The organism is Flavobacterium magnesitis (genome assembly GCF_041729735.1).
In the GTDB taxonomy this organism is placed as follows: Bacteria; Bacteroidota; Bacteroidia; order Flavobacteriales; family Flavobacteriaceae; genus Flavobacterium; species Flavobacterium magnesitis.
In genome coordinates this window covers 1-22027 of the sequence record NZ_JBCFQK010000009.1, presented here as the reverse complement: position 1 = coordinate 22027, position 22027 = coordinate 1, and the positions used below count along the sequence as shown (strand labels likewise).

Genomic DNA, 22027 nt, shown 5'->3' with positions numbered 1-22027 from the left:
GTTGGGTTTAGGTTGATTTATTTTATATAATTATCCATTTCTTATGCCGAGTTATTGAGAATGGCACACAGATGAAACTGATTTTAGCGGATTATCGCAGATTGTAATTTACAAAGAGCTATGAGAAATCCGTTTTTATCTGTTCAATCAGTGTCATCTGTGGCCTATTTTTTTATTTAGTCCGCTTAGCGGACATCCATGTTATTTTAAAATGGAATTGATTTTATCTAATTCTTCCGTGCTGAAATTAGTATTTTCCAAAGCTTTAATAGAATCTATAATTTGTTCGGGTTTGCTCGAACCAATTAATACCGAAGTAATTCTGTCATCGCGTAAAATCCAGGCTAGAGCCATTTGCGCTAATTTTTGACCTCTTTCTTTTGCAATGTTATTAAGCGCTATAATTTTTTCAATTCTTTCAGGAGTAATATGATCGGCTTTTAGGAATTGTCCGCTGGTAGCTACTCTTGAATCGGCTGGAATTCCGTTCAAATATTTATCAGTCAATAATCCTTGTGCCAATGGAGAAAACGGAATACAACCCACTTTTTCTTTTTCCAATAAATCCAAAAGTCCGTCTTCTACCCAACGCTCAAACATCGAATATTTCGGTTGGTGAATCAGGCATGGCGTTCCCATTTCTTTTAATAATTGAAAAGCTTTCTCCGCTTCGGCAGGGCGATAGTTTGAAATACCAACGTACAACGCTTTTCCTTGTTGAACAATCAAATTCAAAGCCGCCATAGTTTCTTCTAAAGGCGTTTCCGGATCGGGTCTGTGGTGGTAAAAAATATCTACATATTCTAAATCCATTCTTTTCAAACTTTGGTCTAAACTGGAAACCAAATATTTTTTCGAACCCCAATCGCCATAAGGACCGTCCCACATCGTGTAACCGGCCTTAGACGAAATAATCATTTCGTCTCTGTGGTTTTTGAAATCTGTCTTTAAAATTTTTCCTAAACAGCTTTCTGCCGATCCTGGAGGCGGACCGTAATTGTTAGCCAAATCAAAATGGGTGATCCCGTGGTCAAAAGCCGTTTTTATCAGGTTTCTGCTGTTTTCAAAATCGCTGTTTTCTCCGAAGTTGTGCCAAAGTCCTAATGAAAATGCAGATAATTTCAATCCTGAATTTCCACATCTACGATATTCCATTTTATCGTACCGGTTTGCTGCTGGTTGATATGTCATTTTTTATTGTTTTACGTAATCGTTTACGGTGATTGTTGAATTTTTTATAGAATTATTTGCTATCCGTGTTAGTGATTTTAGGCCACTAATTCACTAATTATAGTTGAATTATGTGTTATGAAATTATACTAATTTTAATCGACTTTGTCGGTGTTCGTGTAATAATATCAAGAGAATTATTCGTGAATTTGTGGCTTAAAACACAGTGTTTGTTTGGAAGGAGGATAGTCATGTTTTAGCTCTTTTTTGAAGACTCTCTTGTTATTAATGTTGGAGTCAATATTCTCTTTTGATGATTTGTTTTTTCTCCTTTTTTCGAAATTAACTCGTAGATAAGATGGAAGACTTCTTCGCCCATTTGCACTGTTTTTTGATCCACAGTCGATAGAGAAGGAGTGATGTGTTCTCCAAATAAGTCGTTGCAAAAACCAATAACTCCAAACGCATCAGGAACCTGAATTTCTCTTTCTTTTAATTCTTTTAAAACGCCAAGCGCCGTAAAATCTTCCACAGCAAAAATGGCGTCAGGCTTATTTTCTAAATTTAAAAAATAAGTTGCTCCTTTTCTTCCTGCTTCAATACTAATGTCTCCACTATAAATTAAGTTGGCATCAAAAAGAATATTGTATTGTTCCAATGCGGCTTTATAACCACGAATCCTTTCCGAAAAAGCTTTAATGTGTTGCGGACCGGAAATGTGAGCAATGCTTTTGTATCCTGATTTTATAAGAGATTCGGTTGCCATAAAGGCTCCTGAATAATCATCAATACAAACCGAAGAAATTTCTAAATCGTCATTGGTTCGATCAAAAAAAGCAATCGGAATGTTTTTCTCTTTAACCGATTTGAAATGAGAAAAATTAGTAGTGTTTTTAGAAATAGAAACTAGAATGCCATCGACTCTGGCACCAATAAAAGTGTCAATTCCCTTTTTTTCAAATGCTTCTGATTCATTCGATTGATAGATCAAAACATCATAACCATGCTGGCTCGCCAAATTTGAAATGCCGTGAATTACGGATCCAAAAAATAAATGTTCGGCTGTTGGAATTAAAACTCCAATGACTTTTGTTTTTCCAGAGCGTAACGAAGAAGCTATTTTGTTGGGCATATAATCCAAACGTTCGGCAACGGCTTTTACTTTTTTCTTTGTACTCGCACTTATTTCAGGATGATTACTCAACGCACGGGAAACCGTAGCAGGAGCAATTCCTAATTCTTTGGCAATATCGCTAATGGTTATTTTATTTTTCATTTTTCCGTAATCGTTTACGAAAATAGAATTTTATTTTGAAATAACGAAATTCAAGGGAGTTAAATTTTTGAAAAATAAGGATTGGAACTAATAAGAATAATTTATTTGTCATATAATATACCGCCATACCTTATATGGTCTTAATTTATTAAGTAAGATACTAGATAAGATAAAAAACTTATATGACTTATGTGGTTAAAAAAAACATATTGTTTAATTTTAATTACTTAAATAAAAAAAGCTCAAGATTTCTCCGGAGCTTTTGGGGCAATTTTTAAATTTTATTTATGGAAGATTCAAATCGGTAAATCCTGAAACTTCGGTAGAAACTTCTCCTAACCATCCACCTTCAGCTCTGTTGGAAGTATAGACTTTTACAAAATCGATTCCTTGTAATTTTACAGCATTACCATCTTTATCAACAGCCCAGTCAATGTTGATTTGTGCTTTTTCGTTAGTATTTGCCCAGTTGTCGCTATAACCCCATTCGTAAGGAAGATTAGACCAACTATTGCCACTACCTGCAATATTAGATTTTAGGAAAGTACCTTTAAAAGTAATAGTTGCTCCTTTCCATACTGGGTAATAAGCTTGTCTGTTAAAAGAATTTTTAGAGATATAACCTGTTTGCCCTTGGTTATCCGTCCAGCGAATGTAATTAGGCTCACTTGCATTGGTAGGTTCGGTTTCTGGTTTATAATAGGTCATTTCATAATTTTTAATGGTTGTTTCTTTGTTGTATTCAGAACCTGCAATCTCATACCATTCGTCATCGGCTTTTCCGTTTCCATTGGCATCATAAGAAACCATAATTGTACCTGGTTCTGCCCAGGTGGCAAGTGCGTTACTTTTTACAATAAAATCATTTCCTTCTTTGTTGACTACAGTGTGATCAAAACCAAATACTACATAACCACCAAAACCTCCAAGACTAACCATGCTATTACTCGTTAAGCTAGTTTCGGCTTTTACACGCATTGTTTCGTCTGTATCTTTAGTAGCTTTATCTGTGTCTTTATCAATTGCAGCGGGAAGCTTATTGACAGATTGCCCAGGGGCTGGAAGAAAATCAAATACCTGAGTGATTTTGTTCAAATAAGTTTTTTCATTTACTGTTACAGAGAAAATTTTAGCATTTTCGCCACCAGCATTTTTTGCTTTAAATTCAAGGTTGTAAGTTCCAGCTTCGGCAAAAACGTAAACTAAATTAGCTGTAGCGGCAATTTCTTCCCCTTCTAAAGACCATGAAAAAGTAGCATCATTAGCATTTTTTACTTCAGGTTGGATGCGAAGCCACTGCATTTTGTCAATTGTATAACCGCCATCTGGTTCTGTAAGGCCGATTTCTGGTGATGCAATTTCGTCATCAGAACATGCAGTTAAGGATAAGATTACGGATAGGGTAAAGAGAATTTTCTTCATTTTTTAATTTTAAAGGTTATTGTTTATTGATGTTTTTTAATTTGAAGAAATGCAGAATCACCTCACTCAAATAGTGCGGTTTTAAAGAGTTGAACTCTTTTTTAAGTACAGGAAGTTGGTTCTGTTTGTATGAAGTATTTTTAAATACAATGCATACAAACAGTGCTAAACCTCCATGTAATATAGATTTACATAGACGCATAAAGTTCTATTTTACTAAAAATAGTAGTATCGGAAAAAATGAAAACCAAATCTAAATTGGGTTCTTTTGTGTTGAAAGCTCTGATCCACGAAAGCTTCAGTTTATATGCAGTGGCAGGTCTCCTGACTTGTTCCCATTTTGAACCGCCTTCCCATCTCGTTTTGAAGCGAGACAGTGGCAAAAGATAAGATTTACTAGAAAATTTTATTTCTTAAAATCTGTCAAAATGTTGCATGGAACTTACAGTAACGGGCTTGTTCAGGATTTACACCTGATTCCCTCTTAGTTGACTCTACCGAAAAATAGAGCCAAACCATTGCGGGCGCAAAAGTAGGTAAACTTTTTGGAGTTAAAGAATTGTTTTATAAAAAAATAAGAGGTTTTTATTTTGGTTTTCAAATGCTGTAGCTTTCATTTTGACCTTAAAGCAAGAGCTAACTATTGAGTGTAATTTTTAAAACTATAAAATCTTCAGTGTTTGTAGGGATAGTTCTCTGTGTTTAATAAAATTTTATGTTAAATTTTTAAGATATTCGAAAATCAATTATTTATTTTTAGATTTGATGCAATAACAATTAAATGTGTTTTAAATGGCATTTGCAAATAAATATACTGATGTAGATCTTGTTAAACGTCTTCAGGAAGGTGAAGAAGATGCTTTGACTATTATCTATAAGGAATATTGGGAAATGATGTTTTTGGCAGCATACAATCTTGTTAAAGACAGATCGGTTTGTGAAGACATAGTTCAGGAAGTTTTTATTTCGTTGTGGCAAAGAAGAGCAAATTTGCAGATAAAAGTTTCTTTGAAAAGTTATTTGTATACCAGTACTGTTTACAAAGTGTATGATCATTTTAGCAAAAATAAAAAAATGGCGAAAGATGAGTTGTTCGACAATTTTGAAAGTAAAATTGAAACTTCTAATCCTGAAACCAAGTTAATGCATGAAGAATTAATTCATCTTTTAGATTCCATTATTGATACTCTACCGGATAAATGTAAAGAGGTTTATAAGCTGAGCAGAGAAAACATGTTGTCTAATAAAGAGATTGCAGAGCAATTAAATATTTCGCAACGCACCGTTGAAGGACATATTTCTAAAGCATTGAAAATTTTGAAAGAATCGCTTGGAGTAGCCGTAAGTGTTGAGTTTATCTTGTTTTTTTTAAAGTAAAAAAGCAATATGTGTAAAAAAAAGTAAAAATAATTACAAATAGAACAGGTGTGAAACGTTTTTTTGGAGACTTAGTTATATAAGCATACAAAAAACGAACAAATGAGTTTAAATCACCAACACTATTTTTCAGAATTAGTTAGTAAACTTCTCGATGGTTCTATTACGAAAGAGGAATTAGACAAACTGCTGAATTTCTTCTTAAATAATCAGGAAATCGAAAATTGGCCTGCTCACTTAGGATCCAAAGAAGATGTTCAGCAAAGAATGCATGAAAAAATCCGTTTGGAATTGAATTTCGATAAAAACGAAGCAACTAAAGTAATTCCGTTATACCAAAAGCCTTTCTTTAAATATGTTGTTGCAGCATCGGCAGTGTTGTTGATAACATTTACAGCTTTTTTTAATCAACAAAAAACAACTCCTGTTGTTGCAGCTGTTCCAAACAAAATTGAAGTTGGTACTGATAAAGCAATGCTAACTTTGGAAGATGGTTCTACTGTTGTTTTAGAAAAAGGTAAAACTTACAATAATAAAAACGTAAACAGTACAGGAAAAGAATTATTATACAACAAATCCAATTCGGGTTCCAAAAAAGTGGCGTATCATTATTTGACTATTCCAAGAGGCGGACAGTTTGCGATTACACTTTCTGATGGAACAAAAGTTTGGCTGAACTCAGAAACCCAATTGAAGTTCCCGGTACATTTTGTAGAAGGAAAAACCAGAGGAGTGGAACTAGTTTACGGAGAAGCTTATTTTGAGGTGTCTCCAAGTACAGCTCATAAAGGAGCTGGTTTTACAGTAACTCAGAAATCTCAAAAAATCCACGTAATAGGTACCGAATTTAATATAAAAGCCTACAAAGACGATTCGAATATTGCTACCACTTTAGTAGAAGGAAAAGTCGAAATGGAATTTGCTAATGTAAAGCAGAATTTAATTCCGAATCAACGTGCCAATTTTAATATTAAAACCAATAAAGTAAAAATAGCCAAGGTTGATGTCTACAATGATATTTGCTGGAAAAATGGTGTTTTTAGTTTTGAAGATAAACCACTGGACGAGATTATGAAAGTGTTGTCAAGATGGTATGATATTCAGGTTATTTTTGAAAACGAATCCATTAAAAAAGAACAATTTAATGGCGTTCTAATAAAAGATAGAAATATCGATGAAATTTTAAGATCTATTAAAAACTCAGGAATTATAAATAAATATGAATTTAAAAATAAAATTTTGATACTAAAATAAAAAAAAGAGGGGCAGTAGTTTAGATAATTTGCGGTTGCCTAACTACTTCCCTCCCATATATTAATTAAACCATTGTCCAACTAACTCCACAAAATTATGAAAATTAATTCTATTAATTGTCGTTTTGTATTTCAAAAACGGCTTCTACTGATTATGATGAAAACATTTTTAATTCTCTTCTGTACAACCGTTTTCAGTTTCAATACTGAAACCACTTTCTCGCAGGAAAAAATATCGATTGCTGAAAATCAATTGGTATCAGTTAAAGAAATTTTTAAAATAATACAAAAGCAAACCAGTTACAGTTTTATTTACCCGAACGACTTTTTTAAAGATGCTCCAAAGGTGCAATTGAAAAAAGGCACAATTGAAATTTCAAAATTATTAGCTCCAATTTTTAAATCTCGCAATTTGAATTTTGAAATAACAGCAGATAAAAACATTATTATTAAAGAGGCTTTGAGCGTTGAAACGAAAGAAAAGCCCATTGAAGAAAAAGAAAAAGCCGTTCAGGAAACAAGAGTTTCTGGAAAAGTAACTGATGAAAATAATCAGCCTATTCCAGGAGTAAGTATTCTTGTAAAAGGAACTCAAATAGGAACACAGACGGATCTTGATGGTAAATATTCCATAAAAGTACCATCAGACGAAAGTGTTTTAGTAGTTTCATTTATAGGATATGCAACCAAAGAAATGAAGGCAAATAACCAGTCAGTAATCAATTTCCAACTTCTGCCAGAAACCGCAAAATTAGAAGAAGTTGTTGTTGTAGGTTACGGTTCCAGCAGACAAAAAGATTTAACGGGTTCTGTTTCTTCTGTAAAATCAGAAAATTTTAACAAAGGACCACAATTGAGCGCTCAACAAGCCATTCAGGGAAAAATGGCTGGGGTTGTAATTGCTCAGAATAGTGGTAAACCAGGAGGTTCTAACACGGTTATTATTCGTGGAGGAACTTCGTTAACAGGCTCCAACGATCCTTTATATGTTATTGATGGTGTTCCCATTTCTACTTCGGCTGGAGTGAGTTCAGCAAATATTAGAGGAAATGGAACTGATTTTTTCGATCAGGAACCAACCAATCCTTTGATGACTATTAATCCAAATGACATTGAATCAGTAACCGTTTTGAAGGACGCATCTTCAACAGCTATCTATGGTTCTAGAGGAGCCAATGGTGTAATTGTGATTACCACTAAAAAAGGAAAAGCAGGAAATTTAAAAGTGAGTCTTGATGTTACTGGAGGAATTTCTACAGTTTCAAATAAATTAGATGTTTTATCAGCTGACGAATATAGAAAAGTAAATACCGATTTAGGTTTGACTTTCTCTGATTTAGGTGGAAATACAAACTGGCAAGATGAAATTTACAGAACCGCAAAAACTCAGGATTACAACTTATCTTTTTCAGGTGGCTCAGACAAAACCGCATACAGAGCTTCTTTAGGATATGGTGATCAGGAAGGGGTTTTAATTGGTTCCAAATTAGAAAGAGCTAATGCCAGAATTAACGTGAATCATTCCGCACTTAATGATAAACTTACATTTGATTTTAGAGTGAATTATGGTCAAACATTTTCTAATAACTCTCCAGTATCAAACACAGTAGGTAGTGAAGCAGGAACAAGTATCAATTACGAATCCTATGTTTTTAACCCAACGTATCCAATTTATGATGCTAATGGAAACTACAATCACGTTCCTCCTTATAGAATCAATCCCGTTTCTTTTTCTAATGATGTTTTAGATGAGGTTACCAATAATCGTTTTCTAGGAAACTTATCAACCACTTATAAGATTTTTAACCCTTTAAGTGTAAATGTAAATTTAGGATATACCAATCAGGCGATAAATAGAAATTCCTATGTTAAAAAATCCAATCCGCTAGGAGAAGGAATGGGAGGCTATGCTAGTGTTCAAAAACTAGAAGATTTTAGTAAATTATTGGAAACTATTTTGAGGTATAATAACTCATTTGGTAAACATAGTGTAGATGCTATTGCAGGATATTCATACCAATATTTTGTAAACGAAGGAATTCGTAATGCCGTATCAGGATTTTTGTCAGATGAATTCAGATGGTACAGTTTGCAAGCAGCGAGTACAAATCAAGGCGTAACTTCTTTCAAAGGAAGTAATAAACTGATTTCCATGTACGGTAGAGTGAATTATAATTTTGATGATATTATTCTGGCAACTGGAACAGTGAGACGAGATGGTTCAAGTAGATTTGGTTCCGGAAATCAATGGGGAGTATTTCCCTCAGGATCTTTAGCATGGAGAATTTCTAATATGGATTTCTTTAAATCAAAAACCATTTCTGATTTAAAAATAAGAACCAGTTATGGTATTACAGGAAATCAGGAAATAGGAAATTTAAATTCTATTACAAGACTTGGAGCTACTTCTGCCGGATATATTGTAGGCGGACAAAGAATTACAACGGTATTGCCATTGCAATATGCTAATCCTGATTTAAAATGGGAACAAACATCACAGTTTGATACCGGAATTGATTACTCTTTATTTGATGGTAGAATTCATGGAAGTATAGATTATTATGTTAAAAAAACATCTGATCTTTTATTGCGTATTCCAGTGCCTTCGCCTACAGCGGTTAGTACACAATTGGCAAACGTAGGAAGCGTACAAAACAAAGGAATTGAGTTAGAAATAACTGCTGATATTATTAAAAAATCTGACTTTTCATGGAGTACTTCTATTAACTACAGTAGAAACAGAAACAAAGTATTGAGTCTTTCTAATAGTTTGTACCAAGGAGATAATATACAGGTTGCTCCGTTGCAGGGACAAGGTTTGACAGCGGGTATTTATGCGCAGTTAATTAAACCAGGATTGCCTATGGGAACTTTCTACGGAAGAGAATTTATAGGCATTGAAGATGGTGTCGAAATTATCGATACTGAAATGAAAGTGATTGGTTCAGCACAACCTGATTTTACTTTTGGTATTACCAACTCGTTAAACTACAAAAGGTTTTCATTAGGATTTAATTTTAGAGGATCAGTAGGTAATGATGTATTCAACTTAACGGCAAACAATTTAGGATATTTAAGTAATCTTCCTGGTCGAAATGTACTTAAAGAAGCGCTTACTAGCGGTGTTTTAAGAACACAGCCTAAACAATATTCTTCAAGATGGATCGAAGATGGCTCTTTTGTGAGATTGGATAATGTGACTTTAGGATATGATATCAATCTTAAAAATTTACCTGCCATCTCTAATGCAAGATTGTTTGTTACAGGACAAAATTTATTGTTGTTTACTAAATATTCTGGTTTAGATCCAGAGGTTAATTCAGATGTTTCAGGTTCAGGAATTGCTCCTATCGGGGTGGATTATCTGGCTTATCCAAAAGCTAAAACAGTGAGTATGGGATTAAGCGTGACCTTCTAAACTAAACTTCAATTAAAAATAATACTATTATGAAAAAATATATAATCAAATTAATTTGGTGTTCATTTGTTGTTTCACTTTTACCAGGATGCACTAATTTGGACGAAGAAACATTCGGGAGTTTATCACCTGATACTTATTACAACAATGAAGCAGAAGCCCTTTCTTCTGTAGTGGGAGTGTACCAATCTTTATCGCAAGTAGCTCATATTGGTGATCCTTGGCGTATAGCCGAATTTGGAACCGATGAGTTCATAGTTCCAGGAAGAGCGAGCGGTGGATGGTTTGACCAAAACCAAATTGAAATTATAACGCATACGGTAACACCAGAAAATGCTACCTGTGGAAGAGCCTGGAAAAATATTTTTCAGGAAATTGGAACGGCTAATGCTGTTTTAGAAAGTTTGCAGGCTTCTCCTAATAGTGCTAATCTAAAAGGATTAATTGCTGAGGTAAAAGCATTACGTGCTTATGGTTATTTTTATGCAATGGATTTTTGGGGAAATGTACCATTAGTTACTGTAGCAAGAATTGATCCTAATAATTTGCCAGGAACGACTCCCAGAGCTGAAATATTTGCTTTTATCGAAACAGAAATGTTAGCAGCTATCGAAGATTTACCTTCAATTACTGATGTAAATAAAGCAAGTTATTATCCAAGGTTTACAAAAGAAGCTATTTATGGTGCTTTGGCGACCATGTATTTGAATGCTGAAGTATATACGGGAACTCCTAAATGGACTGAAGCAGCAGCCATGTGTGATAAAATTATTGGTACAAATAAATATTCATTGGAAGCAGCGGTAGTAGATAATTTCAAGTCGACTAATGAGCAGAATTCAACAGAAATAATTTCCTCTTTCTCCATTGCACCAGCACAGAATGCGGGAAACAATCAGTTTATTTTGTACACGCAAAACGGCTTGGATAAATTAAAATACAATTTGCCTTTTACGCCTGCTAATGGATACAGTACATATCAGGAAGCTTTGGATCGATATCAAAATCAGGACATTCGTAAGACATTAATTCAACATGGACCACAGTTTTATTTAGACGGTGTGACACCTTTGGCTTATCCAAATGGAACACAATTGAATATAATTGCAGTACAGGATTTAGTAAGTGCTGAGGATAATGAAGGGTACAAAGTATTGAAATATACTCCTGTAGGTACTTCCTGGTCAGGTTTTAATGGAGATAATGATTTGGTTTTAATGCGTTATGCTGATATTTTGTTAATCAAAGCCGAAGCCTTATTTAGAGGTGGGACAACAACAATAGCTGATACACCACTGAATTTAGTGAATCAAGTAAGAGATAGAAGTGAGGCTTCGCTTCTTACCAGTTTAACACTGAAAAATATTGAAGACGAAAGAGCAAGAGAATTGATTTGGGAAGGACATCGTAGAAGAGATATGATTCGTTTTGGTACTTATTTTACAGGAACCTGGGCATTCAAAACGACTCCAACAGCTACTTTTAGAGGTTTATATCCAATACCTACTGAACAGCGAACAGCAAATCCAAAGTTAAACCAAAATGATGGATACCCAGCAAATTAAAAAATAAATTGGTTAATAAATAGTTGGTTAAACCCATGTAAGACTAGATTTTTTCTAAAAATACATGGGTTTTTTTCTTAATTTTTTTAGAATCAATATGAGTATTATGTCTTTTACCAATGTAACAATTAGATTTAAATTGGCTTTAATTTTTGTTTCAGTACTATCTCTGGGCAATAGTTTTAGTCAATCTTATAAAGGAGTAACAGGAGTTAGAGATACTTCTTATTCTACTAAAAGTGCTTTTAAATATGATGTAAAATTGCATCCGTCGATCAAGATTGTTCCGGAGTTTCATTTTAATTCGGTTAAAGAAAAGCGCAATATTACTTATTGTGAAACAGAGAAACGGAAATTGAATCTCGATGCTTTTTACAATACAGAAAAAGCAAATTCGAAACGAATAGCAATCATCATTATTCACGGTGGTGGCTGGCGTACAGGAAGTCGAGAACAGCATTATCCTATGGCGCAAAAATTAGACAGTTTGGGTTATGTGTGTTTTACACCAGAATACCGTCTTTCTACCGAAGCACTTTTTCCGGCAGCTATTTATGATATAAAAGCAGTGATTCGTTGGGTTCGGGAAAATGCCACAGCTTATAATTTTGATCCAAATAAAATTACTGTTTTAGGTTTTTCTGCCGGAGGCGAAATGGCTTCTTTTATGGGAACAACGGGAAATATGCCATTATTTGAAGGAACTTCATGTAATTTAGAAGCAAAATCGAATGCCAATGCAGTCGTAGATATTGATGGAACTTTATCTTTTGTACATCCGGATGGTAGAGAAGGTGATGATAGCAAAGGAATTTCAGCAGGAACTTATTGGTTTGGTTATTCGAAAGCAGAAAATCCAAAATTATGGGAAGCCGCATCTCCGCTAAGTTATGTAAGTGCTCAAACACCGCCCACGCTTTTTGTCAATAGTGCTGTACCCTGGATGCATGCAGGTCGGGAAGATTATATCCAGGTTTTAGATAAAAACGGAATCTATTCGGAAGTGAAAGAATTTGAAGGAGCGCCGCATTCATTTTGTTTGTATGAACCTTGGTTTGATCCCACAATTCAATATATAGACCATTTTTTGACTAAAGTGTTTAATAAATAAAATTTCAATATGAAGCCCTTTTTTAAAAATGTATTTTGCGTGATTCTTTTTGTTTCTTTTTATGCAAAAGCACAACAGAATATAATTAAGATTCCAAAAGACACCTCTTTTACGATAAAAAATGAATACAAAAAATACCTGAAAAATTTTCCGCAAATAACACCCGCCAAAGATGTATTACCAGAAAATGTAAATGAAAGCAGGAATTTGGTTTATACCACATTAAAAGACACTCCTTTTGGAGATCGAGATTTGCATGTTGATGTGTTTTCGCCAAAGAAAAAAGGAAAATATCCTGCTTTAATCATGGTTCATGGCGGAGGATGGAGAGCGGGAGATAAAGCATTACAAGTACCAATGGCTCAAAAATTAGCAGCCAAAGGAATTGTAACCGTTTGTGTGGAATACCAATTGTTGCAGGAAGCCCAATATCCAGCAGCAGTTTTTAATATCAAATCGGCAGTGAGATGGGTACGTGCCAATGCAGATAAGTATGGAATTGATCCCAATAAAATTGCTATTTCAGGTTGTTCTGCCGGTGGACAATTGGCTTTACTAGTTGGACTCACAAACGGAGTAGAAGCCAAGGAAGGAAATCAGGGGAATTTAGGTTTTTCGAGTGACATACAAGCTATCGTAGATTTGGATGGAGTAGTCGATTTTATGGCACCTTTGTCCCTTAATCTAAAACGAGGTCCAGATTCACCAGATGTACAATGGCTGGGAGGCACTTTTTATGAAAAACCAGAAATTTGGAAAGATGCTTCTCCCATTTTTTGGGCTAATGAAAAATCATGTCCAATCTTGTTTGTCAATAGCGGTTTTCCAAGATTTCATGCTGGTCAGGATGAGTTAATTGGAATGATGAAAGATTGGGGAATATATACCGAAGTGTACAAGTTTGACATCCAGCTCCATACATTCTGGTTGTTTAATCCCTGGGTTGATCCCACAGTGAATTACATCAATAATTTTTTAATTAAAGTTTTTAATAAATAAATATGAGAATAAAATTTATAATTCCTGCAGTTTGTGTGATAGCTAGTTGTATAATGGCTTTCGGTGTACAAAAAAAGCACGTAACAGTTTATTTAGTTGGCGATTCGACTATGGCAGATTATGCTAATAATTATGAGCCAGGCAAAGAGTATATGAAAACCAGATATCCGGTTACAGGATGGGGACAGGTTTTTCAGCAATATTTAGTGAAAGATAGTCTGCAAAAAGTGAATAAATTAATTAAAACAGACAGTGCTTTTGTAGATGACCGGGCTCGTGGCGGTCGCAGTACACGAACATTTTTTCAGGAAGGAAGATGGCGGGCAGTATATGAAAATCTTAAAAAAGATGATTTGGTTTTGATGCAATTTGGACACAACGATGCTGCCGAAAACATGACCGAAAGGTATGTTACTATTGAAGGCTATAAAGAGTTTTTAAGATTATTTGTCAGCCAAACCAGATCAAAAGGAGCTGTTCCAATTATCTTAACTCCAGTGGCTAGAAATTATCCTTGGAAAGATGGAAAACTTCAAAATGTTCACGGATTGTACGATCAGGCAGCAAAGGATGTGGCACAAGAATTGAACGTGAAATGCATCGATTTGAATAAAAAGTCAATGGATTTCTTTACTAAAAAAGGAGAGTCTTTTGTTACTGAAAATTATTTTATGAATTTCCCGGCAGGCAAATACGAAGCTTATCCAGACGGACAAAAAGACAATACCCATTTTCAAACCAAAGGAGCAATTGAGGTAGCCCGACTTGTTTTTGAAGGGATGAAAGAAATAAACGCTACGATTAAAAATTAATAAAAACTGTTTTCTATGAAAAATACAATCAGACTAAAATACATTTTATTTTTTCTATTTACTACCCAATTCTTTTTTGCACAAACATCAAATCCTGAAAAATACAAATACCAATTTACTGTTGCTAAAGACGGTAGCGGCGAATTCAAATACATTCAGGATGCCATAGATGCGATGCGAAAATTTCCTTTAGCTCCAATTATTTTGTATATTAAAAATGGAGTTTACAATGAAAAGATAGAATTGTCGGCTAATAATACCGATGTAACTTTTATTGGTGAAAGCGTTGATAAAACTATCATTAGTTTTAACGATTATTCGGGCAGGGGGAAAATGGGAACTTTTGATTCTTATACCGTGAAAATTTCCGGAAACCGATTCAAAGCGGAGAATATTACTTTCGAAAATGCTGCCGGCAGAGTAGGACAGGCAGTTGCTTTGTATGTTGATGCTGATAAAGCTGTTTTTAAGAATTGTAAATTCTTAGGAAATCAGGATACCATCTATCATGGAGGCGAATATGCAAGACAATATTTTGTAGACTGTCATATCGAAGGAACTACTGATTTTATTTTTGGACCAGCAACCGCTGTTTTTAAAAATTGTACACTTTTGTGCAAAGCCAATTCTTATATTACAGCTCCAAATACGCCAAAAGACAAAGAATTTGGTTTCGTTTTTATAGATTGTAAAGTTAGTGTGACTAATGAAGTAGACAAAATGTATCTTGGACGTCCGTGGAGAGCCTGGGCAAAATCAGTATTTATAAAATGTGAATTGCCTAAACAAATAGCTCCGCAAGCATGGGATAATTGGGGGGATTCAGACAATGAAAAAACTACTTTTTTTGCAGAATATGAATGTACAGGCGAAGGCTTTAAACCAAAAGAAAGAGCATCGTGGACACATCAATTAAAAAAATCAGAAGCCGAAAGATACACGCTTAAAAATATTTTAGGAAGCAATTCAAAATCCTCTGAAAAAGAATGGTACGAATTGTAGTTTGCTAATTTTTAAAACTAAAAACAGCCACAGGATCAATTTTGCGGCTGTTTTTTTGATTACTAAAGATAACTAATAAGAATAATTTATTGTCATATAAAACACCGCCATGCCTTATATGGTCTAATTTGTTATTAAAGAAGATACTTAGAAAAAGACAAAAAAACTTATATGACTTATGTGGTTAAAAAAACGACATTATTTCATTCTGATTATTTAAATTCAATAATCAAACAAAAATATCAATATAGCTAACTTCATCAGTTATGGGAATAATTCCGTGTTTTTGTAAGGCGTTAAAGTACAGACTGTCACCTGTTTTTAGAATATATTCGGTATCGCCAACTTGCATTCTCATTTCGCCTTCTACCACAAAAACAAACTCTTCTCCATCGTGTGATAATTGGTGTGGAATAACTTCGCCTTTTCGGGCAACAAATAAAAAAGGTTGCATCTTTTTTTGGTGGTATTCGGATGCATAAGGAAATATCAAATAGCCTTTTTCGGTTTTAACCAATTTTTCAACCGCTTCTTTACGGCTGGTAACAATAGCTTTATTCCATCCGTCCTGTTCTAATAAACCCGATATAGTAGTGCCTAATGTTGAAGCAATTTTTACCAAAGTAGCTACTGATGGTATGGTTTTGTTGTTTTCGATCTTAGAAATCATGCTTTTAGATAAGTCGCAGCTGTCTGCCACTTCCTGTAAAGTGCGTTTTTGATTGATACGCAATAGGCGTATTCTTTCGCCTACTTCAAGATTGTTGTCTGTGTTGACTTTAGTTTGTGCTTTTTCGTTTTCCAAAATGCCAGTATTCAAATAGTTTGTCTAATTTTCTGTTTAAAAAGAAATTTCTTTTTTCTAGTTTTTAAAAGGTGAATAAATTCTTAAAATTCATCGAAATTATACCCTTTAGGGGTTGGGGAAATTAATTTTGATGAATTTTAAACAGTCTCTAAACTCATTTTTGCCACAAATAAAGGACAATTAAATTTTATAATTGTCGAAGCTAACTATTTTTTGCGCCAAAAATTAAATTCGAAAATAAAGATACTGATTATAATGATATCTAATTATTTTTTATCAACTTTGTTGAACAATAGTAAACCTATTGTATAGTTGTAAACTTTACGGAAATTCCGTAAGCAATAAACCAACCTATGTATAAACCACTAAAACGTTGCCTGTCTGTTATTTTGAGCTTATATGCAGCAGCAACATTGCACGCTCAAAATCCTGAAATTAAGGTAGATCTTACCAAAGAAATTGGACCTATGAAACCCGTATGGGCATGGTTTGGCTACGATGAGCCTAATTATACCTATATGAAAGATGGAAAAAAACTCCTTAGCGAAATTGCCGAATTAAGTCCCGTGCCGGTTTATGTGCGAGCGCATAGTTTGCTAGTGAGTGGTGATGGGGTTGCGGCTCTAAAATGGGGGTCAACAAATGCTTATACCGAAGATGCTAATGGTAATCCTATTTACAACTGGAGAATTGTAGATAGTATTTTTGATACTTATGTTTCGCGTGGGATGAAACCCTTGGCACAAATAGGCTTTATGCCCGAAGCGCTTTCTACACATCCTACACCTTACCGTCATTACTGGAAACCTGGTGATCCTTACACTGATATTATTACGGGTTGGGCTTATCCGCCAAAGGATTATGATAAATGGCGTAATCTGGTGTACGAATGGGTTAAACATTCCGTAGAGCGCTATGGTCAAAAAGAAGTGGAAAGCTGGTATTGGGAAGTTTGGAACGAACCAAACGGACACTACTGGAAAGGAACCCGCGAAGAATTCTATAAATTGTATGATTATGCTGCCGATGGTTTAAAAAGAGCCTTGCCTACAGCAAAAATTGGTGGTATCAATATCGCAGGAACACGAAGCAAAGGAGCTCAGGAAATGGACCAATGATTTTATAAAACATTGCATCAGCGGAACTAATTATGCTACAGGTAAAATAGGTTCGCCAATGGATGCCATACTTTTTCATGCTAAAGGTTCACCGAAATTAGTGGATGGCGCTGTAAGAATGAATATGGCACCACAACTGAATGATATTCAAACAGGATTCAACATGGCGATGTCTTATCCAGAAACCAAAGAGCTACCGCTGATAATAGGCGAGTCTGATCCGGAAGGTTGTGCGGCTTGTGGAATGGCTACAAATCCAGAAAATGCGTATCGAAACGGAACCATGTATTCCAGCTATACCGCAGCAAGTTTTGCCAGGAAGTATTTATTGGCAGACAAAACAAAGGCTAATTTTCTTGGAGCCGTATCCTGGTCATTTGAATTTGAAAATCAGCCGTGGTTTTATGGCTTTAGAGATTTGGCTACCAATGGCGTCGATAAACCAGTTCTGAATGTTTTTAGAATGTTTGGTATGATGACTGGTACTCGTCTAGCGGCAGAAAGCAATCGTATGTATCCTTTGGAAGAAGTAATTAAATCGAGTGTTCGTGGAGCGCAGTCCGATATTGGCGTTTTGGCAACTAAAGATAAAAAATCAGCGGCGATAATGGTTTGGAATTACCATGATGATGATAAACCAGGAGTAACTGAAACGGCAAATGTAACTATTGAAAATATTCCTGTAAAAAAGGTAAATCTTACCGTTTATATAATCGACAAGGAAAATAGTAATTCGTATGAGGTTTGGAAAAAAATGGGTTCGCCTCAAAATCCTACGCCGCAGCAAATAAATACATTAGAAGAATCGGGGAAATTAAAGAGTATTTCGACAAAGAAAATAAAAATAACTTCGGGTAAAACTATTTTGCCTGTACAATTAGAACGTCAGGCGGTAGCCTTAGTGAAATTAGATTGGTAATCAACCTACAATAATTTATACGAAATCAAATCTTGCCCGTATAGTAAAAAAGCTTCAGAGTAATCTGGAGCTTTTTTTAGTAGTTCTAACAGTATGTTTTATTGGATTTATTTATTAATGATTTTAACGAATTAAATTTGAATATTAAGAGCCTGTTTAAATTTATTTATTTTTATAAATTTTCTTTTTCCCCGTCCCTAAAGGGTGGAAAATTTCTTAAAAATTCATCAAAATTACACCCTTTAGGGTTTGGGGAAATTAATTTTGATGAATTTTAAACAGGGTCTACTTATAACTTAATTCAGTGTAAACCGGTAGATGATCTGAAGGGTATTTTAAGTCTTTCGAATCACTCAATACTGCAAATTTTTTCACTTTAAATGTGTTTTGTTGCGAGATGAAAATATAATCTAATAATAGTGTTACAGGCTCATTATGCTTAAAATTATTAAACGTACCCGAAGGTCCAAAAGGTTTATTTTCTGAAAAATCTCTAGTATCATTCATTACTTTTTTTAAGGCAATAATCCTTTCTGAACTAGGTTCCAAATTAAAATCACCCATAAAAATAACAGGATAATTTTTTGTGTTTAACTCTTTCATTTTATGTAGAATTAACTCAATTCCCTTTGTTCTGGCTTCTTCTCCCATGTGGTCTAAATGCGTATTAAAAACCCAAAACATTTGTTTGTTTTTTTGATCTTCAAACAATGCATACGTACATACCCGATTGCATGCAGCATCCCAGCCTCTGGAAATTTTATTTGGTGTTTCGGAAAGCCAAAAAGTAGCACTACTATGTATTTTTAAATGTTCTTTTTTATAAAATATATTTGAAGATTCTCCCTTTCCTTCTTCTTCTCGTCCTATTCCCACATAATTATATTCAGGAAGTGCTGTGGCAATATCAATAACCTGATTTGGGGTCGCTTCTTGAATTCCAAACACATCTGGTTCGTAAAACTGAATTTGAGAATTAAAGTAATCTTTGCGATGAGACCAACTGTTTTCTCCATCAGAAGCCACGTCGAGACGAATATTATAAGTCATTACTTTTAAGTTTTGAGCCTTAATTTGTACTATGAACAATAATAATACTAATGCTATTATTTTATTTTTCATTGATGGTAAATTAATTATTGTTGGTGAATTTTAGGTTTTTGCAAAGCTATAAACTGCTTTCTAAATTCTATTCCTTATGTGTATGATGCTTTTGTTAAATTTTATTTTAAGAAATTTTCCTTTTAGGAATAGGGAAAAGATTTTTTTTAATAAGAGCCTGTTTAAAATTCATCAAAATTAATTTCCCCTATCCCTAAAGGGTGTAATTTTGATGAATTTTTAAGAAATTTTCCACCCTTTAGGGACGGGGAAAAAGAAATTTTCTTTTTTTTAAATAAATTTAAACAGGCTCTTATAGGTTAAGGTGGGTGATGACTTGACAAACTAGATATGAATCAACACAAAAACCTGTGGACTTAGAAAAAAAATTACCGCAGAGAACGCTAAGTTTTACCCTTAGCTTTTATAAAAAGCCAAAGTTCGCAAAGCTTTGTATTGTCTTAGCTTTGCGAACTTTGTGCTTTTAGAAGCCATTCTTAGATAAAAATCTTTGCGTTCTCTGCGGTAAAAATAATTAGAGCGTATTTTTTATGTTTCTCCACAACATTTAGTATTGAACCCTACATATCTCTATGAAGAATTTTTTAGTATTCTGGAGTGGTTGATGTGAGTTTTTTTAGTTTTATTCCATAAAAAAAGCTCCAGATTTCTCTGAAGCTTTCTAGTAGCGGGAACAGGACTCGAACCTGTGACCTTCGGGTTATGAGCCCGACGAGCTGCCTACTGCTCTATCCCGCGATGTGCGTTTTGTAATCTCAATAAGGCTACCTTAGTAGCGGGAACAGGACTCGAACCTGTGACCTTCGGGTTATGAGCCCGACGAGCTGCCTACTGCTCTATCCCGCGATGTTTCGGGTGCAAAGATACATATAAATTCGACATATCCAATACCTATTCTAAAAAAATCTCGTCTCAAGCCCATTCTATTGATTTAGTTATAGTTGTATAATTAAATTATCAGGTATTCTAAAGGATGTAAATAATATAACACTTCAAAATAATTATATAATGTTTTTTAAAGTATTTTGAAACATCTTTGTTAGGCTATTATTTGAAAATAAATTCAAAATTTTCAGGATAAAAAAGCAGAAAAAGGACAAGATAATTTTCTAGGTTTTTATGATTGTAAAACAAATTCTTTAGTAAGTTGTCTTATAAAACAACCATTAAATTAAACGTTATGAGTTTAAAAAGAACTTTTGGAGCTTTGCTCACCATTCTTGGAATAGCTGGTCTTATTTGTACAACTGTGGTTTTTATAAAAAAATCTGGAGATGTAAATGAAGCAATTTTACTTACCGTTTACGGGGTACTTGGTTTTATAATTTTTATGACGGGCGTTAGTCTGGTTCGTAATACAAAAGATGAAGCTTAATATTGGTTAAACAAAAAAACAAAAATTATTTTTTTGGTAGTATAGTTTAGAGGCTGTCTTTTTAGAGGCTGTCTTTTTTTTGCAAAATAGAATAGTTTCAAAATCAAAACAGTCGTTTTTTGGGTGTAAAAACCTAGAAATCAGTTTCTAGGTTTTCAGAGTTTGTAAAAAAGTAAGTAATTCTTATGGAAGCTATTGGATTCCATCGTACCTTTGTGCCCGAAACATCAAGAAATAAAGGAGTTGACCTCAGTACCGCATTGAGGTTTTTTTATGAATTCGAAATTAAACCGAATTCAAATTATCGGGTAAAAATCGACACTTCACTTGATTCAAATTACACACATTATGACACATAAAGCAGGTTTTGTAAATATCATTGGAAATCCAAACGTTGGGAAATCCACCTTGATGAACGCTTTCGTTGGCGAAAGATTATCAATCATTACTTCAAAAGCACAAACAACCCGTCACCGTATTCTGGGAATTGTAAATGGTGACGATTTTCAATTGATTTTATCGGATACTCCAGGAATCATCAAACCGGCTTACGAAATGCAGGAGTCGATGATGAACTTTGTAAAATCGGCTTTTGAAGATGCTGATATTTTGATTTACATGGTCGAAATAGGAGAGCAGGACTTAAAAGACGAAGCTTTTTTTAATAAAATTATCCATTCTAAAATTCCTGTTTTGCTGTTGTTAAACAAAATTGACAATTCAAATCAGGAACAATTAGAGGAACAAGTAGCTTTCTGGACAGAGAAAGTACCAAATGCAGAAATTTTTCCAATTTCGGCTTTGCAGAATTTTAATGTGCCGGAAGTTTTCCAAAGAATCATTTCCTTATTGCCAGAATCACCAGCCTATTATCCAAAAGATCAACTGACGGATAAACCAGAACGTTTTTTTGTAAACGAAACCATTCGTGAGAAAATCTTGTTGAACTACAGCAAAGAGATTCCGTATGCAGTGGAAATTGTTACAGAAGAATTTTTTGAAGACGAAAATATTATCCGTATTCGTTCTATTATTATGGTAGAAAGAGAGACGCAAAAAGGAATTATCATTGGTCACAAAGGAGCTGCTTTGAAAAAAGTAGGTACTGAGGCTCGTGCCGATTTAGAGAAATTCTTCGGAAAACAAATTCACATCGAGCTGGTGGTGAAAGTGAATAAAAACTGGAGAAGCAACGCTAATATGTTGAAGCGTTTTGGGTATAATCAATAGGGACAGCTCGCGAGCTGTCCGTACAGAACGAAATTAAAATCCGAATGCCC

Annotated in this window: 17 protein-coding genes, 2 tRNA genes and 1 riboswitch; of the genes, 12 read left to right on the top strand and 7 right to left on the bottom strand. The window is 34.3% G+C overall.

Annotation, left to right across the window (positions count from 1 at the left end):
- Positions 1 to 201: 201 nt before the first annotated feature.
- The 3 genes from mgrA to AAGV33_RS07845 form a co-directional block, all read right to left on the bottom strand.
- Positions 202 to 1191, bottom strand: coding sequence for an L-glyceraldehyde 3-phosphate reductase (gene mgrA, locus AAGV33_RS07855; RefSeq protein WP_373391418.1), 990 nt, complete (start codon positions 1189 to 1191; stop codon positions 202 to 204).
- 235 nt (positions 1192 to 1426) lie between these two features.
- Positions 1427 to 2446 (bottom strand): LacI family DNA-binding transcriptional regulator, encoded by a 1020-nt coding sequence (locus AAGV33_RS07850; RefSeq protein WP_373391417.1) that lies wholly within the window; start codon positions 2444 to 2446, stop codon positions 1427 to 1429.
- Positions 2447 to 2731: 285 nt separating this feature from the next.
- Complete coding sequence (locus AAGV33_RS07845) at positions 2732 to 3868, bottom strand: PKD-like domain-containing protein (RefSeq protein WP_373391416.1); 1137 nt, start codon at positions 3866 to 3868, stop codon at positions 2732 to 2734.
- Positions 3869 to 4165: 297 nt separating this feature from the next.
- Positions 4166 to 4403: riboswitch (cobalamin riboswitch) on the bottom strand.
- A gap of 257 nt (positions 4404 to 4660) precedes the next feature.
- On the opposite strand from AAGV33_RS07845, the gene AAGV33_RS07840 reads away from it, so the two are divergent.
- From AAGV33_RS07840 to AAGV33_RS07805, 8 genes are all read left to right on the top strand, one after another.
- Complete coding sequence (locus tag AAGV33_RS07840; protein WP_373391415.1) at positions 4661 to 5245, top strand: RNA polymerase sigma factor; 585 nt, start codon at positions 4661 to 4663, stop codon at positions 5243 to 5245.
- Between the two features lie 102 nt (positions 5246 to 5347).
- Positions 5348 to 6499 carry a FecR family protein gene (locus tag AAGV33_RS07835; RefSeq protein WP_373391414.1) on the top strand — a complete coding sequence of 384 codons (1152 nt, stop codon included), beginning with the start codon at positions 5348 to 5350 and terminating at the stop codon, positions 6497 to 6499.
- A 153-nt stretch (positions 6500 to 6652) separates the two neighbouring features.
- Positions 6653 to 9916: a SusC/RagA family TonB-linked outer membrane protein gene (locus tag AAGV33_RS07830; protein ID WP_373391413.1), complete on the top strand. Its 3264-nt coding sequence runs from the start codon at positions 6653 to 6655 to the stop codon at positions 9914 to 9916.
- Between the two features lie 29 nt (positions 9917 to 9945).
- Positions 9946 to 11481 (top strand): RagB/SusD family nutrient uptake outer membrane protein, encoded by a 1536-nt coding sequence (locus tag AAGV33_RS07825; RefSeq protein ID WP_373391412.1) that lies wholly within the window; start codon positions 9946 to 9948, stop codon positions 11479 to 11481.
- Between the two features lie 106 nt (positions 11482 to 11587).
- The gene (locus tag AAGV33_RS07820; RefSeq protein ID WP_373391411.1) at positions 11588 to 12592 is read left to right on the top strand and encodes an alpha/beta hydrolase fold domain-containing protein; all 1005 of its coding nucleotides are present in this window, start codon (positions 11588 to 11590) and stop codon (positions 12590 to 12592) included.
- Between the two features lie 9 nt (positions 12593 to 12601).
- On the top strand, positions 12602 to 13591 hold the full coding sequence (locus AAGV33_RS07815; protein ID WP_373391410.1) for an alpha/beta hydrolase fold domain-containing protein: 990 nt from the start codon (positions 12602 to 12604) through the stop codon (positions 13589 to 13591).
- Positions 13592 to 13593: 2 nt separating this feature from the next.
- Complete coding sequence (locus AAGV33_RS07810; protein ID WP_373391409.1) at positions 13594 to 14403, top strand: rhamnogalacturonan acetylesterase; 810 nt, start codon at positions 13594 to 13596, stop codon at positions 14401 to 14403.
- Between the two features lie 15 nt (positions 14404 to 14418).
- Positions 14419 to 15405, top strand: a complete 987-nt coding sequence (locus AAGV33_RS07805) for a pectinesterase family protein (RefSeq protein WP_373391408.1) — start codon at positions 14419 to 14421, stop codon at positions 15403 to 15405.
- Positions 15406 to 15634: 229 nt separating this feature from the next.
- On the opposite strand, the gene AAGV33_RS07800 is transcribed toward AAGV33_RS07805, so the two are convergent.
- On the bottom strand, positions 15635 to 16225 hold the full coding sequence (locus tag AAGV33_RS07800; protein WP_373391407.1) for a helix-turn-helix domain-containing protein: 591 nt from the start codon (positions 16223 to 16225) through the stop codon (positions 15635 to 15637).
- A gap of 341 nt (positions 16226 to 16566) precedes the next feature.
- Between AAGV33_RS07800 and AAGV33_RS07795 the strand changes: the two genes are divergently transcribed.
- Entirely contained in the window at positions 16567 to 17331 is a 765-nt protein-coding gene (locus AAGV33_RS07795; RefSeq protein ID WP_373391406.1) for a GH39 family glycosyl hydrolase, read from the top strand.
- Positions 17276 to 18250: a GH39 family glycosyl hydrolase gene (locus AAGV33_RS07790; protein WP_373391490.1), complete on the top strand. Its 975-nt coding sequence runs from the start codon at positions 17276 to 17278 to the stop codon at positions 18248 to 18250. The genes AAGV33_RS07795 and AAGV33_RS07790 overlap by 56 nt, the downstream gene beginning before the upstream one ends.
- Positions 18251 to 18535: 285 nt before the next feature.
- Here the strand turns inward: AAGV33_RS07790 and AAGV33_RS07785 are convergent, their stop codons facing one another.
- The 3 genes from AAGV33_RS07785 to AAGV33_RS07775 form a co-directional block, all read right to left on the bottom strand.
- A complete protein-coding gene (locus AAGV33_RS07785) occupies positions 18536 to 19372 on the bottom strand; it encodes an endonuclease/exonuclease/phosphatase family protein (RefSeq protein ID WP_373391405.1) in 837 nt (278 codons plus the stop codon).
- A gap of 665 nt (positions 19373 to 20037) precedes the next feature.
- Positions 20038 to 20110 (bottom strand) — tRNA-Met (locus tag AAGV33_RS07780).
- A gap of 35 nt (positions 20111 to 20145) precedes the next feature.
- Positions 20146 to 20218 (bottom strand) — tRNA-Met (locus AAGV33_RS07775).
- 334 nt (positions 20219 to 20552) lie between these two features.
- Here AAGV33_RS07775 and AAGV33_RS07770 point away from each other — a divergent pair.
- Both AAGV33_RS07770 and era read left to right on the top strand, forming a co-directional pair.
- Complete coding sequence (locus AAGV33_RS07770) at positions 20553 to 20747, top strand: hypothetical protein (RefSeq protein ID WP_373391404.1); 195 nt, start codon at positions 20553 to 20555, stop codon at positions 20745 to 20747.
- Between the two features lie 348 nt (positions 20748 to 21095).
- Positions 21096 to 21977 (top strand): GTPase Era, encoded by an 882-nt coding sequence (era, locus tag AAGV33_RS07765; RefSeq protein WP_373391403.1) that lies wholly within the window; start codon positions 21096 to 21098, stop codon positions 21975 to 21977.
- The last annotated feature ends 50 nt before the right edge of the window (positions 21978 to 22027 follow it).

What these genes read in the sequence shown, in the direction of transcription:
- AAGV33_RS07850 (WP_373391417.1), bottom strand. Translation starts at nt 2,446, where the DNA reads ATGAAAAATAAAATAACCATTAGCGATATTGCCAAAGAATTAGGAATT.
- AAGV33_RS07825 (WP_373391412.1), top strand. Translation starts at nt 9,946, where the DNA reads ATGAAAAAATATATAATCAAATTAATTTGGTGTTCATTTGTTGTTTCA.
- AAGV33_RS07810 (WP_373391409.1), top strand. Translation starts at nt 13,594, where the DNA reads ATGAGAATAAAATTTATAATTCCTGCAGTTTGTGTGATAGCTAGTTGT.
- AAGV33_RS07840 (WP_373391415.1), top strand. Translation starts at nt 4,661, where the DNA reads ATGGCATTTGCAAATAAATATACTGATGTAGATCTTGTTAAACGTCTT.
- AAGV33_RS07815 (WP_373391410.1), top strand. Translation starts at nt 12,602, where the DNA reads ATGAAGCCCTTTTTTAAAAATGTATTTTGCGTGATTCTTTTTGTTTCT.
- AAGV33_RS07820 (WP_373391411.1), top strand. Translation starts at nt 11,588, where the DNA reads ATGTCTTTTACCAATGTAACAATTAGATTTAAATTGGCTTTAATTTTT.
- mgrA (WP_373391418.1), bottom strand. Translation starts at nt 1,191, where the DNA reads ATGACATATCAACCAGCAGCAAACCGGTACGATAAAATGGAATATCGT.
- AAGV33_RS07805 (WP_373391408.1), top strand. Translation starts at nt 14,419, where the DNA reads ATGAAAAATACAATCAGACTAAAATACATTTTATTTTTTCTATTTACT.
- AAGV33_RS07770 (WP_373391404.1), top strand. Translation starts at nt 20,553, where the DNA reads ATGAGTTTAAAAAGAACTTTTGGAGCTTTGCTCACCATTCTTGGAATA.
- AAGV33_RS07830 (WP_373391413.1), top strand. Translation starts at nt 6,653, where the DNA reads ATGATGAAAACATTTTTAATTCTCTTCTGTACAACCGTTTTCAGTTTC.
- AAGV33_RS07795 (WP_373391406.1), top strand. Translation starts at nt 16,567, where the DNA reads ATGTATAAACCACTAAAACGTTGCCTGTCTGTTATTTTGAGCTTATAT.
- era (WP_373391403.1), top strand. Translation starts at nt 21,096, where the DNA reads ATGACACATAAAGCAGGTTTTGTAAATATCATTGGAAATCCAAACGTT.
- AAGV33_RS07835 (WP_373391414.1), top strand. Translation starts at nt 5,348, where the DNA reads ATGAGTTTAAATCACCAACACTATTTTTCAGAATTAGTTAGTAAACTT.
- AAGV33_RS07785 (WP_373391405.1), bottom strand. Translation starts at nt 19,372, where the DNA reads ATGAAAAATAAAATAATAGCATTAGTATTATTATTGTTCATAGTACAA.
- AAGV33_RS07845 (WP_373391416.1), bottom strand. Translation starts at nt 3,868, where the DNA reads ATGAAGAAAATTCTCTTTACCCTATCCGTAATCTTATCCTTAACTGCA.